The following is a 12,739-nucleotide window of genomic DNA, read 5'->3' on the forward strand; positions in this document are numbered from 1 at the left end:
GGGTTCGCTTCGTCGCACGTCACACGCTGGTCGTTGTGACGGTGCCGGTGGTGCCGTCAATGGTGACGAGGGTGTCGTCGTGGAGCCTGGTGGTCGCGTCGGGGATGCCGAGGACGGCGGGGATGGCGTGTTCGCGGGCGACGATCGCGGCGTGGGAGAGGACGCCGCCGGTTTCGGTGATGACGCCGGCGGCGATGCGGAGGAGGGGTGTCCAGGCGGGGTCGGTGAAGGGGCAGATGAGGATGTCGCCGGGACGTACGCGGGGGAAGTCGCGGGGGCCTCGGACGATTCTCGCGGTGCCGGTGGCGGTTCCGTGGCTGCCCGGGGTTCCGGTGAGCGTGTCCGGGATGCACGGAAGGCGGGATGACGGGGGCGTGTCCGGGGTGCGCGGAAGGCCGGATGACGTGGGCGTGTCCGGGGTGCGCGGGCGGCTTGACGGCGGGGGCGGGGGTGTGGCGGCGGTTCGAGCGGGGCCGGGTGGGGGCGCGGCGGTGATCGGGCGGGCTTGGAGGATCCAGGTGTGGCCGTCGGCGATCGCCCATTCGATGTCCTGCGGTGCGCCGAGAACGGCGGCGATCTCGGCGCCCAGCGCGGCGAGGTGCCTGGCGGTGACGTCGTCGATCACCGGTGCGGTCCGGGCGTGGGCGGGCACCTCGCTCGTGACGAGCCGCTCGCCGCGCCGGTCGAGGCGGGTTCGCTTCTCCGCGACCGTGCGCGTGACGGACCCGTCGGCGGCGACGCGGTAGGCGTCAGGGGTGACCGTGCCGCCGACCACGCTCGGCCCGAGCCCCCAGGACGCCTCGATCTCCGTCGTGCCCTCCGCGCCGCCGGGGGTGAACATCACGCCCGACACCTCGGCGTCCAGATGGCGCTGGACGATGACGGCCATCCTGGGTTCGCCGGACCGCCGGTGGTGGATGGCGCGCGGGGAGAACAGCGAGGCCCAGCAGGCACGTACGGCGTCGGCGACCCGGGCAGGGCCGTGCACGGCGAGGAAGCTCTCGTACCGGCCGGCTGCCGACGCCTGGCCGGTGTCCTCGTCCGACGCCGACGACCGCACCGCCACGGGCGCATCGCCGAGTTCCCCGAGCGCGCCCTCCAGCGCCTCGGACAGCGCCTCGGGCAGGGCCTCGGGCAGGGCCTTGGGCAGGGCCTTGGGCAGCGCCTCGGGCAGGGCAGCGGACAGGGCCTTGGGCAGGGCGGCGGGCAGGGCGGCGGGCAGGGCGGCGGGCAGGGCGGCGGGCAGGGCGGCGGGCAGGGCGGCGGGCAGGGCGGCGGGCAGGGCGGCGGGCAGGGCGGCGGGCAGGGCGGCGGGCGAGGCGGCGGGCAGCGGGTGGTTCTTGATCGCCTGCCGCGCCGCGCCCGGTTCCTCCAGTCGTCCCGGGTCGGGCTCGCCGACGGCGGCGAGGTAGGTGGCGAACGGGATGACGAAGCCGCCGGGAACCGGCAGGCCCGCACGGAGTAGCGCGCCGAGCGAGCCGGCCTTGCCCCCGCAGGTCCCGGCGACGGCCTCCTCAAGAGGTACGATCATCCACTCCCGCCTTCAACATTTCGTTGACAACTTTTTCTTGATTCTGCATCATGGGCCGCATGGCACGCAAGGAGACCGGCCCGCACGCCGACCACGCCCGGGCCAGGCGCGAGCAGGGCGCGAGCGAGCGGCTGCTGAGCCTCGGCGCGGACGCGCTCGAACCCCGCCCGTGGCGCCCCTCCCCCGCCCCGCCCACAGCGGTGGACCTCGTGCAGTTCGCCGTCTGGCGCCACGCCGACCTGTCCCCCGACGACGTTCTGAGCGCCCTCACCCTGCTGCCCGCCGCCCGCGCCGAGGTCGAGGGGCTGGAGTCGGCGCTGCTGTTCGTGGCCAGGAGCGCGGGGCTGACGTGGGCGCAGATGGCGCAGGTGATGGGGTTCAACTCGCCGCAGGCGTGCCAGCAGCACTTCACCCGCCTGGCCGCCCGTCAGGACGCCGGCTCGTGACGGTCCGATCCCCCGCCGACCTGCTGGTTCTGCACGCGGTGCGGCTCATCGGGTTCGGGCAGACCGCGGCGATCGCCCAGCGGTTCGGGCTCGATCCGGGCGAGACGAAGGAGCTGCTGCTGGACGCCGAGGCGTACGGCTGGGTCGAGCACGTCGCCTTCGCGGGTGACAGCGGCTGGACACTGACGGACCGGGGCAGGGCCGAGGACGAGCGCCGGCTCGCCGCCGAGCTCGACCGTGCCGGCGGCGGTGACGAGGTCCGCGACGTCCACCGCGCGTTCCTTCCGCTGAACGCGCTGCTGCTGCGCGCCTGCACCGACTGGCAGCTCCGGCCCGCGCCCGGCGACCGGCTCGCCGTCAACGACCACTCCGACCAGGTCTGGGACAGCCGCGTCGTGAGCGAGCTGGCCGGCGTCGATCGCGCGCTGAGGCCGCTGGCGGATCGGCTAGGGAGCGTGCTGGCCCGGTTCCGCGGCTACGACGCCCGGTTCTCGGCGGCGCTGGCGCGCGTCCGGGGCGGGGAGGGGTCCTGGGTGGATCGCACCGACGTCGACTCCTGCCACCGCGTCTGGTTCGAGCTGCACGAAGATCTCATCGCCACCCTCGGCCTCGACCGCCGCACCGAGGCCTGACCAACTGGCACGCCCCCGCGACCGCCGCACCGGAACCTGACCGCGCGCCCTCCAACCGCCAGAAGTCGGCCGCCGCACCGGAGCCCGACCGCACGCCCCTTCAACCGCCAGAACTCGGCCGCCGCACCGGAGCCCGACCGCACGCCCCTCCAACCGCCAGGACTCGGCCGCCGCACCGGGGCCTGACCGCGCGCCCCGCTGCGGCCGTCCGGAATCAGGAGGCCAAACCTCCACAAGGCGCGCGTGTCACCGGCCGGGCGGCGGCGCTCACGTGCCTAGCGTGGGTGGGCATGGACGACCGGACAGGCCATCGGTGGGCGGCCTTCAAGGCGTCGCCGCTCTTCCCCGCGAGCGTGCTCGTGCTGATCCTCGCCGCCGCCGCCGGGCTCTTCGCCGGCTCCTACACCTACGCCATGGCGAACCCGACCCCGCACCGCGTGCCGGTCGCGGTGGTGGGGGTCAGCCACCAGACCGTACGCGGCAAGGCGTTCGCCGCCGGCCTGGAGCAGGCGCTGAACGCCTCGCTGGCCCTCTCCTTCGACGCCTCGTTCGAGCACGCCAGGCAGGCGGTCGAGGAGCAGCGGGTGTTCGGCGTCATCGTGGTGCACCCCGGCAACGACGTCACGCTGTACGTGTCGAGCGCGTCAGGGGCGTCGGTGGCGGAGCTGCTCGCCACGGCGGCGCCGAAGGTCGCCCCGCGCGTCGGCGTGCGGCTGACGGTGCGGGACCTGAAGCCGCTGCAGCGGGGCGACCCGCGCGGGCTGGCGTTGTTCTACATCACGCTCGCGGCGGTGGTGATCGGGTTCATCGGCGCCGTCCAGCTCAGCGTCCAGGCGGGCGCGCTGACCGCGTGGGAGCGGATCGCGTTCACGGCGGCGTACGCGGCGCTGGGCGGGCTCGGCATCGTGGCCGCCGTGGACTGGGGGCTCGGCGCGCTCGACCTGCCGCTGCTGGAGTCGTGGTTCATCCTGGCGCTGACGATGTTCGCCTCGGGCATGGTGTTCACGATGTTCAACACCCTGGTCCGGCGGTGGGCGATGGTGCCCACGTGGGGGCTGATGGTGCTGCTCGGGAACCCGTCGTCGGGCGGGGCGGTGTCGTGGCCGCTGCTGCCGTCGCCGCTGGGCACCATCGGGCGCTGGCTGCCGCCGGGAGCCTCGATCAACGCCCAGCACACGGCCGTGTACTTCGGCGGGCATCAGCGGCTGATGCCGTTCCTGGTGCTGGCGGCCTGGGCGCTGATGTCGTGCGCCATCTTCCTGATCTGGCGCGACCGCCACCCGGGGCCTGACACCGCCTGACTACAGGGCCGCCAGGTCGTGGTGGTGGCGGCGGATGTGCGCGGTGAAGGCCCGCAGGTAGCCGGTCAGGAAGTCGGCGGTGGCGGGCACCTGGATCTCGCCGTCGTCGCCGATCAGCCCGGGCGTGAACTGGATGTAGGCCTCGGGCTGGCCCATGACCGGCGAGTTGGTGAAGGACAGGATGGTCTTGAGGTGCTGCTGCGCGACCGCGGTGGAGATGGGGCCGGGCGAGGCTCCGATGACCGCGGCCGGCTTGCCTGCGAGCACGCTGGAGCCGAAGGGCCGGGTCGCCCAGTCGATGGCGTTCTTCAGCGCGCCGGGGATCGACCGGTTGTATTCGGGGGTGACGAACAGGAGGGCGTCGGAGGCCTTGATCGCGTCCTTGAACTCCTGCGCCACGGCGGGGTAGCTGAGGTCGTGGTCGTGGTTGTAGAGGGGCAGCCGGTCGATGGGGATCTCCGACAGGCTCAGCTCGGGGGGTGCCAGGCGGCTCATGGCCGCGGCCAGCGACCGGTTGATCGACCGCTGGGACAGGCTTCCGACGATGTAACCGACGTTGTAGGTCATCACAATTCCTCTCGAAGGCTGTTGGGGGTCATCACTCGACGAACGTGACCGTCTCCTCGATGGGAGCCCGGCCCGTACGGACGTGGTCCGCCCCGACGCGCTCGAACCCGATCGACATGCCGCAGAACAGGATGAGCCCGTCAGGGGGTGAAAGGATCTCCGCGACGGTCTTGCGGTACACCGACCAGGCCATCTGCGGGCAGCTGTGCAGCCCTTCGGCGCGCAGCAGCAGCATGACCGTCTGCAGGTACATGCCGACGTCGGCCCATTGCGGCCGGCCCATGTCGCGGTCGATGTAGCAGAACAGGGCGACGGGCGCGCCGAAGCACTGCCAGTTGTCGGAGGCGGCCCGCTGGCGGGCCTCCCAGTCCTCGCGGGTGATCCCGAGTGCGCTGTACCGCTCCTTGCCGAAAGCGGAACGGCGCTCGTGGTAGGGGGATTTCAGGGCGGGCGGGTACATCTCGTACTCCCGCTCGTCCCAGGGGGTGCCCTCGGCGACACGCCCGCCGGTGCGTCGTTTCAGCTCGGCCAGCGGTTCGCCGGTGACGATGTAGACGTGCCAGGGCTGCAAATTCGAACCCGACGGTGACCAGGCCGCGGCGGCCAGCACACGCTCCAGCACGGCTCTCGGCACGGGCTCGGAGGTGAACGCGCGCACCGCACGCCGGGTTCTCACTGCTTCGTACACATCCACGACTACAACCGTATCATTCGATACCGTTTCATTCAATACCGTTGCATGCGCATGCGAATCCCGGGGCCGGCCCTGCGGGCATTCACCCTTCGGGATAGGCGAAACGGGTCAGCAGATCCCTGAGCAGCTCTGACTCGCCGGGCGCCAGGCCGGCCACCAGGCGTTCGGACACCGACTCCGCCGACACGTGCGCCGCGTCGAACAGCTCCACGCCCTGCGGCGTGATCTCCACCGCCCGCAGGCGCCGGTTCCCCGGAACGGCCTTGCGCACGGCCAGGCCCTTGCGCTCCAGGTCGTCCACGATCCGCATGATCCCCGCCTTGTCCGACCCCGTCTCGGCCGCCAGGTCCCGCTGCACCGTGGGGCCCCGGTTGACCAGCACGATCAGCACCGCGAAGTGCCGCAGCTCGATGCCCAGGGGGCGCAGGGCCTCCGTCATGACCGCGGCCGCGCGCCAGTGCGCCTTGCGCAGGAGCAGGCCGAGGGCGAAGGGCGAGGCGTCTGCCGGGGTGTCGATCGCGCGCGGAGGGGTGGCCTGGGCAGGAACGTCGCCGGTCATGTGAACAATGTACCGCCGAACTTTCATTCGAGACGGTATCGCGTGAAACGCCGCGGACAGGTGAGCGCGTGGCCGGTGGACGGGCGCGAACCGCCCCGGAACGATCCGCGCCCGCCCGGCGCTGTCACGACCTCCCCCGGCCACCCGGTCCTAGGAGGAAGAGCGGACCGTCCGCATCCCCTCCTCAGAAGAGGGCCCGTCCAGCCCCGGGCGCCGAAGAGGCCGCTGGGCGAGGCCGCCATCGAAACGCGAGACCAGAGGCCGCACCGCCGGCTGGGGAGGCGGCCGCGCGGCCACCGGAGGACGACCACATGATCGAACCGGACCGAACGCCGTGGCACGCGCTGCCCGCCGGCGACGTCGCCGTCATGCTGCGGGCCGCCCCCGAGCAGGGGCTGTCCGCCGGCGAGGCGGCGCGGCGGCTCGAACGTCACGGCCCCAACCGTTTACGTGAGACGCCCCGCGAGCCGCGCCTGCGGGCGTTCCTGCGCCAGTTCCAGGACCTGATGATCGTGATTCTGCTGATCGCCGCCGTGGTCAGCCTGCTGATCTCCCGCGACTGGGAGACCCCGCTGGCGATCACCGTGGTGGTGCTGCTGAACGCCACCATCGGCTTCGTCCAGGAGTCGCGGGCCGAGGCGTCGCTGGAGGCGCTCAGGAAGATGACCTCCACCGTCGCGACCGTGCGGCGGGACGGGCGCCTCACCCGCCTGGACGCCGCGGAGCTGGTGCCTGGGGACGTGGTGGTGGTCGAGGCGGGAGATCGGGTGCCGGCGGACGGGCGGCTGCTGTCCGCGGCCTCGCTGGAGGTGCGGGAGGCGGAGCTGACCGGGGAGGCGCAGCCGGTCGCCAAGTCCGCCACCGGCCGGGTCGAGGAGGGGGCGCCGCTGGCCGAACGGACGAACGCGCTGTTCATGAACACCTCCGTCACCCGGGGCCGGGGCGAGCTGCTCGTCACGGCCACCGGCATGGAGACCGAGACCGGGCGGATCGCCGGCCTGCTGGACGCCGCCAAACCCGCCCCGACCCCGTTGCAGCGGCAGATCAGCTCCCTCAGCAGGACGCTGGCGCTCATCTCCGCCGTGGTGGTGCTCGTCGTGGTGGTGCTCGGGCTGGTCCGCGGGCAGGACTTCGGCCTGCTGTTCGTCACGGCGGTCTCGCTGGCCGTGGCCGCCATCCCGGAGGGACTGCCGGCGGTGGTGGCGTTCACCCTGGCCATGGGGACAGACCGGCTGGCCAGGCGCGGCGCCATCGTCAAACGGCTGTCCTCCGTGGAGACCCTGGGAAGCACGTCCCAGATCTGCACGGACAAGACCGGCACGCTGACGCTGAACCAGATGACCGCGCGGGAGATCGTCCTTGAGGGGCGGCACTTCACCGTCTCCGGCCACGGGTACGCCACCGACGGGCGCATCCGCTCCACCGACGGCGGCCCGCCGCCGGACGGCCTGGATCAGGCGTTGATCGCGATGGCTCTGTGCAGCGACGCCGTGTTCCGGGACGAGGAGGAGACGGTGGTCGGCGATCCCACGGAGGGCGCTCTGGTGGTGCTCGCCGAGAAGGGCGGGATCGACGTGACGGCGCTGCGGTCGCAACGGCCGCGGCTGGCGGAGATCCCGTTCGACGCGGACTACAAGTTCATGGCCACCTTCCACCACTGGACCGGCGACGGGGGGTTGCCGGTGGTGCGTTGCTTCGTGAAGGGTGCGCCCGATGTGCTGGCGGCCCGGGCGACCCACTGGCTGGGGGCGGACGGTGTCCGCGCGTTCGGCGGGGAGGCGCGGCGGCGTCACGACGAGGCGAACGCGAGCCTGGCGGGGCAGGGGCGGCGGGTGCTGGCCGTGGCCTACCAGGACGTCACCGCCGACGACCTGGCAACGGGTGACGACGCGATGCGGCTGCTGGACCGGATCGTGCTGATCGCCCTCGTCGGCATCGTCGACCCGCCGAGGCCGGAGGCGCGGCAGGCCATCGCGCAGTGCCACGACGCGGGCGTCCGCGTCCGCATGATCACCGGAGATCACGCGGTGACGGCCGCGGCCATCGCCCGCGACCTCGGCATCCCCGGCCAGGCCGTCACCGGCGCCGAGCTGGACGCGATCCCCGACGACACCTCCCTGGCCCGCCGCCTGGACGACGTCGGCGTCGTCGCCCGGGTCTCGCCCGAGCACAAGCTCCGCATCGTCGGCGCACTCCAGGCCCGCGGCGACGTGGTCGCGATGACCGGCGACGGCGTCAACGACGCTCCCGCGCTGCGCAAGGCGGACATCGGCGTCGCCATGGGCCTCACCGGCACGGAGGTGACCAAGGAGGCGGCGACCATGGTGCTCACCGACGACAACTTCGCCACCATCGTGGGAGCCGTGCGCGAAGGGCGCGGCATCTACGACAACATCGTGAAGTTCACCCGCTTCCAGGTCTCCACCGCGCTCGGCTTCGTGCTGACGTTCCTGATCACCTCGCTGACCGGCCTCGCCGGCGGCGCCCCGTTCACCGCCCTGCAGATCCTGTTCGTCAACCTCGTCATGGACGGCCCGCCCGCGATGTCGCTCGGCGTCGACCCGCCCGGCCGCGACGCGATGAGCCGGCCGCCCCGCCCGGCGCGCGAGCCCATCCTCACGGCGGAGCGTCTCGTCCGCATCCTGCTGGCCAGCGCACTCATGGCGACCGGCACGGCCGCCGTCCTCGCCTGGGCGCCGGGGCCCGCCTCCGCCGTCGGGCAGGCGAGTGTGGCGGGGACGATGGCGCTCGTCACCTTCGTCTTCTTCCAGGCGTTCAACCTGCTCACCGTCCGCCATCCCACGCGCAGCCTGTTCCACCGCGAGACCCTGCGTCACCCGCAGCCGCTGGTCGCGACGCTCGCGGTCGTCGGGCTGCTGCTGGTGATCGTCGAGGTGGACGTGTCGCACGGCTTCTTCACCACCACCGATCTCGCGTGGGGGCAGTGGGTGACGTGCCTGGCCGTCGGCTCCGCCGTGCTGTGGGCGGGTGAGCTCGTCAAGGCCCTGCTCCGCGCCCGCGACCGCCGCCGGTCCTGAACGCGAACGGCCGTGTCGGCGATGCTCGCTGACACGGCCGGGACCGCCGCCCTTACGGTGACGGCTCGCGGGTCGCCCAGTGGGCGCGGATGAGGGCGATCACGGTCTCCACGGTCCGGTCCAGATGGGTGCGGCCGTCGGGAAGCGTCGCCTCCGGGCTGATGTAGCTCTGCCGCCCGACGTGCGTGGCCGGGTCGAGGCGGCATTCGGTGATCTTCCCGGCGCGACGGGCGCGGTTCCAGGCGCTGCCGGGGAACAGGCGCCAGCGCTGCGGGAAGAGCCAGGTGCTGACCCGCTCGATCCAGTCGTGGTCGCTGGTGAGCCGGTACAGGTGGTCGGCGTGGGTGAGATCGTTGGCGCCGTTGTGGAACCCGCCGAGCGTGATGAGCAGCAGCGGGGCCTGCCGGCGGGCGTGCAGATCCGCGATCGCGCCGATGGCGACCTGGGCGCCGCCGCTGTAGCTGAGCAGCACCACGGGAATGCCGCTGCCCGGCCGGTACCCGGCCAGGCGCAACTGCTCGGCGATCTGGGTGCCGACGGCGCGGTTGTACAGGGGACGGTAGCGGTGGTCGGCGGCGACGAAGATCTGCATGACGTTGTGCAGGAACAGCAGCAGCCCGACGTGGTGCCGCAGCCACTCCCACACGGGCCGGTCGACCAGCGGGGCGGCCAGCGGCGAGTACGGCTGCACCTGGCCCAGCACCCGCAGCTCGGGCGCCCCGGCGATCAGGGCGTCGACCAGCTTGCCCCCGTCGCGGGTGTCGCGGAAGCGGCGCTTGCCGATGCCGTCCAGATAGACCAGGTACGCCTCCGGCGGGCGGTCCGGGCCGGCGCCGCGGGCGTAGGGCATGTCCTGGGGCAGCGCGGTGCCGGGGGCGCGCCAGCCAGCGGCGTAGGCCAGCACCTCGTAGCGGGCGAGCAGCGCCTCGGCGAGCAGGACCGGGCCGAGCACCAGGGCCAGCAGCGGGAACTCGTTCATGTCACCTGCTCCCGCACGCCGGTGGCGGCGCTGATCCGCACCACGAGGCGGCGGACCACCTCGACGGTGGTGCCCAGCCCGAGTCCCGCGACGGCCACGCAGCCCGCGGCGGCCCACCAGCCCAGCCCGGTGCCCGCGGCGAGCGGCGCCACCAGGCTCGCGCCGACCGCCACCAGCAGCAGCAGGTGCAGCAGCGGGCCGAGCAGCGGGAAGGCGAGGACGGCGGAGAGCAGCAGCGGGACGACCAGGCCGGGCGTCCAGGTGAACGGGGCCACGCCGGACAGGGGGGCGGACAGGGTCAGCTCGGCGATCGTCCACGCGGTCAGGGGCCACAGCGCGAACACGGCGCCCTCGACGACGGCGCCGATCAGGAGGAGCGGGATGAGCTGGGGGCGGGACGTGCGGGGGCGGCGGGTGAGCAGGGGCAGCAGGCGTCCGATGGCCTCGGACAGGCCTGCCAGGAGCAACAGGATGATCACGAGGGGCGACATCGCTCACCGCTCCCGCGGCGAATCCGCCGGAGCGGACCGGTCGGTGCGGTCGGACCGGTCGGGCCGGTCGGGCCGGTCGGAGCGGCCGCGGCGGCCGGAGCGGCCGGGCCGCGAGTCCGCCGGAGCGGACCGGCCGGTGCGGTCGGGGCCGGCGCTGCGGTGCAGGTAGCGTTCCAGCTCGTCGGCCGCGCGCACATAGCCGCCCGCCTCGCGCTCGGCGACCTGCAGCCGGTCCGCCGCGGCCATGAAGCGCGGCTCGGCGAGCAGGCGCCTGGCCAGGGCCCGCACCAGCCCCGGCCCGGCGTCGCGGGCGCTGATCGACAGGCCGGCGCCGAGCTCGACGACGCGGCGGGCCACGAGCGGCTGATCCGCGCCCTGGGGGATCACCAGCATCGGGACGCCCGCGTACATGGCCTCGTTGACGCTGTTCATGCCCCCGTGCGTGACGAACAGCGCCGCGCGCGCCAGCACCTCGGTCTGCGGGACGAAACGGCGCGCGATCACGTTGTCCGGCAGCGGGTGCAGGGCTGCCGGGTTGGTGCCGCCGGTGGAGACGACCACGGTGCCGCCCAGCGGCGCGAGCGCGGTGATGAGGTTGCGCAGCAGTTGCGGGCCCGCGTCGAACACCGTCCCCAGGGACGCGTACAGCACCGGGGCCCGCAGCCGGTCGGCGGGGAAGGACGGGTCGGGCGGGCGGGAGCCCAGGCTGGGGCCGACGAAGCGGAACGACTCGTCGAGGGTGCCGGGCTGGAAGTCGCGGGAGGTGAAGACCAGGTTGAGCGGCTGGCGGGCGTTCGCGTAGTCGAAGCGGGGAAGTCCCCGGGTGTCGTAGTCGCGGCGCAGCCGCCGCCTCCAGCGCAGGTACTCGCGGGTGCTGCGGGGGTGGGCCGCCGCCTGGGCCAGGAGCCGCCACGACAGGCGGGTGGGGCTGGGCGCCTGGCGGTTGTACGCGAACGTGGTGAACAGCGACGCCGCGGGCACCCCCAGCTCGCGCGCGGCGACCCCGGCCCACAGGCACGCCGAGTCGTGCACGATCAGGTCGGGACGGATCTCGCACAGCTCGGTGAGCACCCGGGGCAGCAGCCCGGCGGTGGTGCGGGCGAGCCCCTCCAGCATCGTGATCGGCATCGGCGGATCGGCGAGCGGCCGGTCGGCCTCCGGATAGAGGTACACGGTCGCGCCGGTGGCCGCGATCTCCGCCGCGAACGGCGGCGCCGTGTGGTAGGTGACGACGTGGCCGCGCCGGACGAGCTCGGCCACGACGGGCAACGTCGGATTGATGTGCCCGTGCATCGGGATGTTGAGGAACGCGATGGTGCTCATCGGCCCGCCTCCGCTGTTGGGGCGGCCGAACCGGCCGCCGTGCCGTTGACGCCGTACAGGCCTGGCCCGTCGATGCTCAGCCCGTCCAGGAAACGCCCCGCCGTGTGGGCGGCGGTGACGATCAGGCGCTGGGAGTGGCGGAAGTCCCACGGGGCGGGCCAGGCGTTGACACCGGTGGGCAGTACCACGGTCGGGATGCGGGTGGAGACCTCCAGCAGGTCGCGCTGGATCTGGCGGTGTCCCAGCAGCAGCGCCGCCCTGGCGGCCACCGCGTCGGCCCGGCGGGGCGGCAGGGCCGGGCTGAGCGGCCATTCCGGGCCGGCCGACAGCACCACCACGCTGGCCGCTCCCGCGCGTTGCGCCGCCCGTACCGGGACGTAGGCGATCACTCCGCCGTCGATCAGCGTGCGGCCCTCCCGGACCACCGGCGGCAGCACGCCGGGGATGGCGGCGCTGGCCAGCAGCGCGGACTCCAGGTCGCCCGCGCTGAGCAGCGCCTCGTCGCCGGTGGCCAGGTCCGTGGCCACCGCCGTGAAGGGGATCTTCAGCTCCTCGATGCGCCGCGGCAGCTCGGCGCGGGCGATCAGCCTGCGCAGGCCGTGGTCGGCGACGATGCTGACGCGGGAGGCGAGGAGGCCGAGCGGGTACACCTCGCGGCGGCGCACCCGGGTCCACACGTCGTCCAGGCGGGCGGCGGCCGTGCCGGGGTAGGCGGCCACGATGGCGCCGTTGAGCGCGCCGACCGAGGTTCCGACGATCAGGTCGGGGACGAAGCCGCGTTGCTCCAGGGCGTAGCCGATGCCGACCTGGGCGGCGCCGAGCACTCCGCCGCCGCCGATCACCGCCGCCACGGGGCGGGGCAGGGACTGGAGGGCCTGGCATTCCCGCCGGGTAGGCCAGGAGCCGTCAAGGAGGCCGGTATCCGGCGAATCGTCACCCATATGGTCCGCCCTTCTCGCGAGCGAGCGTGCTGCTCGGGAACAGGTGCCTTCAGCAGCTAAGACAAGGCAGCCGCCGCGGCGCGTGACACCTCATCCGACGCGGGTCGCGGAGCGGTCGTGGCAGGCGGGCGTCACGGGGCGGGCCGGTGTTCGGTCTACGCAGACGAGCCGGGCGTCACGCCCCGGCCGCGGCTCCGGCGCGACCACGTCTCCGCTCTCCCGTCCGCCGGAGCCGCC

The 12,739-nt window shown here is 73.6% G+C and carries 12 protein-coding genes; 4 read left to right on the top strand and 8 right to left on the bottom strand.

Translation table 11 applies throughout. The features are described 5' to 3' along the window. Positions 1-19: 19 nt before the first annotated feature. Positions 20-1,531: a PEP/pyruvate-binding domain-containing protein gene (locus tag FXF51_RS20675; RefSeq protein ID WP_148436155.1), complete on the bottom strand. Its 1,512-nt coding sequence runs from the start codon at positions 1,529-1,531 to the stop codon at positions 20-22. Between the two features lie 59 nt (positions 1,532-1,590). Here FXF51_RS20675 and FXF51_RS20680 point away from each other — a divergent pair, with 59 nt between their 5' ends. From FXF51_RS20680 to FXF51_RS20690, 3 genes are all read left to right on the top strand, one after another. After that, a complete protein-coding gene (locus FXF51_RS20680; RefSeq protein ID WP_262379696.1) occupies positions 1,591-1,977 on the top strand; it encodes a DNA-binding protein in 387 nt (128 codons plus the stop codon). Beyond that, positions 1,974-2,609, top strand: a complete 636-nt coding sequence (locus FXF51_RS20685) for a transcriptional regulator (RefSeq protein ID WP_148436157.1) — start codon at positions 1,974-1,976, stop codon at positions 2,607-2,609. Before FXF51_RS20680 ends, FXF51_RS20685 begins: the two co-directional genes overlap by 4 nt. Positions 2,610-2,899: 290 nt before the next feature. Then, on the top strand, positions 2,900-3,910 hold the full coding sequence (locus tag FXF51_RS20690) for an ABC transporter permease (RefSeq protein WP_187414470.1): 1,011 nt from the start codon (positions 2,900-2,902) through the stop codon (positions 3,908-3,910). On the opposite strand, the gene FXF51_RS20695 is transcribed toward FXF51_RS20690, so the two are convergent. From FXF51_RS20695 to FXF51_RS20705, 3 genes are all read right to left on the bottom strand, one after another. Further along, positions 3,911-4,477 carry an NADPH-dependent FMN reductase gene (locus FXF51_RS20695; RefSeq protein ID WP_222871386.1) on the bottom strand — a complete coding sequence of 189 codons (567 nt, stop codon included), beginning with the start codon at positions 4,475-4,477 and terminating at the stop codon, positions 3,911-3,913. Between the two features lie 31 nt (positions 4,478-4,508). Then, positions 4,509-5,171 (bottom strand): nitroreductase, encoded by a 663-nt coding sequence (locus tag FXF51_RS20700; RefSeq protein ID WP_148436159.1) that lies wholly within the window; start codon positions 5,169-5,171, stop codon positions 4,509-4,511. A gap of 82 nt (positions 5,172-5,253) precedes the next feature. After that, positions 5,254-5,730, bottom strand: a complete 477-nt coding sequence (locus FXF51_RS20705) for a MarR family winged helix-turn-helix transcriptional regulator (RefSeq protein WP_148436160.1) — start codon at positions 5,728-5,730, stop codon at positions 5,254-5,256. Positions 5,731-6,041: 311 nt separating this feature from the next. Here FXF51_RS20705 and FXF51_RS20710 point away from each other — a divergent pair, with 311 nt between their 5' ends. After that, positions 6,042-8,768 (top strand): cation-translocating P-type ATPase, encoded by a 2,727-nt coding sequence (locus FXF51_RS20710; RefSeq protein WP_148436161.1) that lies wholly within the window; start codon positions 6,042-6,044, stop codon positions 8,766-8,768. A 52-nt stretch (positions 8,769-8,820) separates the two neighbouring features. Here the strand turns inward: FXF51_RS20710 and FXF51_RS20715 are convergent, their stop codons facing one another. Genes FXF51_RS20715 through FXF51_RS20730 form a run of 4 tightly spaced genes read right to left on the bottom strand, consistent with a single transcriptional unit; the run spans position 8,821 to position 12,502 of the window. Further along, positions 8,821-9,747, bottom strand: coding sequence for a hypothetical protein (locus FXF51_RS20715; protein WP_148436162.1), 927 nt, complete (start codon positions 9,745-9,747; stop codon positions 8,821-8,823). Then, the gene (locus FXF51_RS20720; RefSeq protein WP_148436163.1) at positions 9,744-10,238 is read right to left on the bottom strand and encodes a hypothetical protein; all 495 of its coding nucleotides are present in this window, start codon (positions 10,236-10,238) and stop codon (positions 9,744-9,746) included. The genes FXF51_RS20715 and FXF51_RS20720 overlap by 4 nt, the downstream gene beginning before the upstream one ends. A 3-nt stretch (positions 10,239-10,241) precedes the next feature. Continuing rightward, positions 10,242-11,561: a macrolide family glycosyltransferase gene (locus tag FXF51_RS20725; protein ID WP_148436164.1), complete on the bottom strand. Its 1,320-nt coding sequence runs from the start codon at positions 11,559-11,561 to the stop codon at positions 10,242-10,244. After that, entirely contained in the window at positions 11,558-12,502 is a 945-nt protein-coding gene (locus FXF51_RS20730; RefSeq protein ID WP_148436165.1) for a patatin-like phospholipase family protein, read from the bottom strand. The genes FXF51_RS20725 and FXF51_RS20730 overlap by 4 nt, the downstream gene beginning before the upstream one ends. Between the last annotated feature and the right edge of the window lie 237 nt (positions 12,503-12,739).

This window comes from Nonomuraea sp. PA05 (genome assembly GCF_008086045.1).
In the GTDB taxonomy this organism is placed as follows: domain Bacteria; phylum Actinomycetota; class Actinomycetes; order Streptosporangiales; family Streptosporangiaceae; genus Nonomuraea; species Nonomuraea monospora.

What these genes read in the sequence shown, in the direction of transcription:
- FXF51_RS20675 (WP_148436155.1), bottom strand. Translation starts at nt 1,531, where the DNA reads ATGATCGTACCTCTTGAGGAGGCCGTCGCCGGGACCTGCGGGGGCAAG.
- FXF51_RS20680 (WP_262379696.1), top strand. Translation starts at nt 1,591, where the DNA reads ATGGCACGCAAGGAGACCGGCCCGCACGCCGACCACGCCCGGGCCAGG.
- FXF51_RS20690 (WP_187414470.1), top strand. Translation starts at nt 2,900, where the DNA reads ATGGACGACCGGACAGGCCATCGGTGGGCGGCCTTCAAGGCGTCGCCG.
- FXF51_RS20695 (WP_222871386.1), bottom strand. Translation starts at nt 4,477, where the DNA reads ATGACCTACAACGTCGGTTACATCGTCGGAAGCCTGTCCCAGCGGTCG.
- FXF51_RS20705 (WP_148436160.1), bottom strand. Translation starts at nt 5,730, where the DNA reads ATGACCGGCGACGTTCCTGCCCAGGCCACCCCTCCGCGCGCGATCGAC.
- FXF51_RS20710 (WP_148436161.1), top strand. Translation starts at nt 6,042, where the DNA reads ATGATCGAACCGGACCGAACGCCGTGGCACGCGCTGCCCGCCGGCGAC.
- FXF51_RS20715 (WP_148436162.1), bottom strand. Translation starts at nt 9,747, where the DNA reads ATGAACGAGTTCCCGCTGCTGGCCCTGGTGCTCGGCCCGGTCCTGCTC.
- FXF51_RS20720 (WP_148436163.1), bottom strand. Translation starts at nt 10,238, where the DNA reads ATGTCGCCCCTCGTGATCATCCTGTTGCTCCTGGCAGGCCTGTCCGAG.
- FXF51_RS20725 (WP_148436164.1), bottom strand. Translation starts at nt 11,561, where the DNA reads ATGAGCACCATCGCGTTCCTCAACATCCCGATGCACGGGCACATCAAT.
- FXF51_RS20730 (WP_148436165.1), bottom strand. Translation starts at nt 12,502, where the DNA reads ATGGGTGACGATTCGCCGGATACCGGCCTCCTTGACGGCTCCTGGCCT.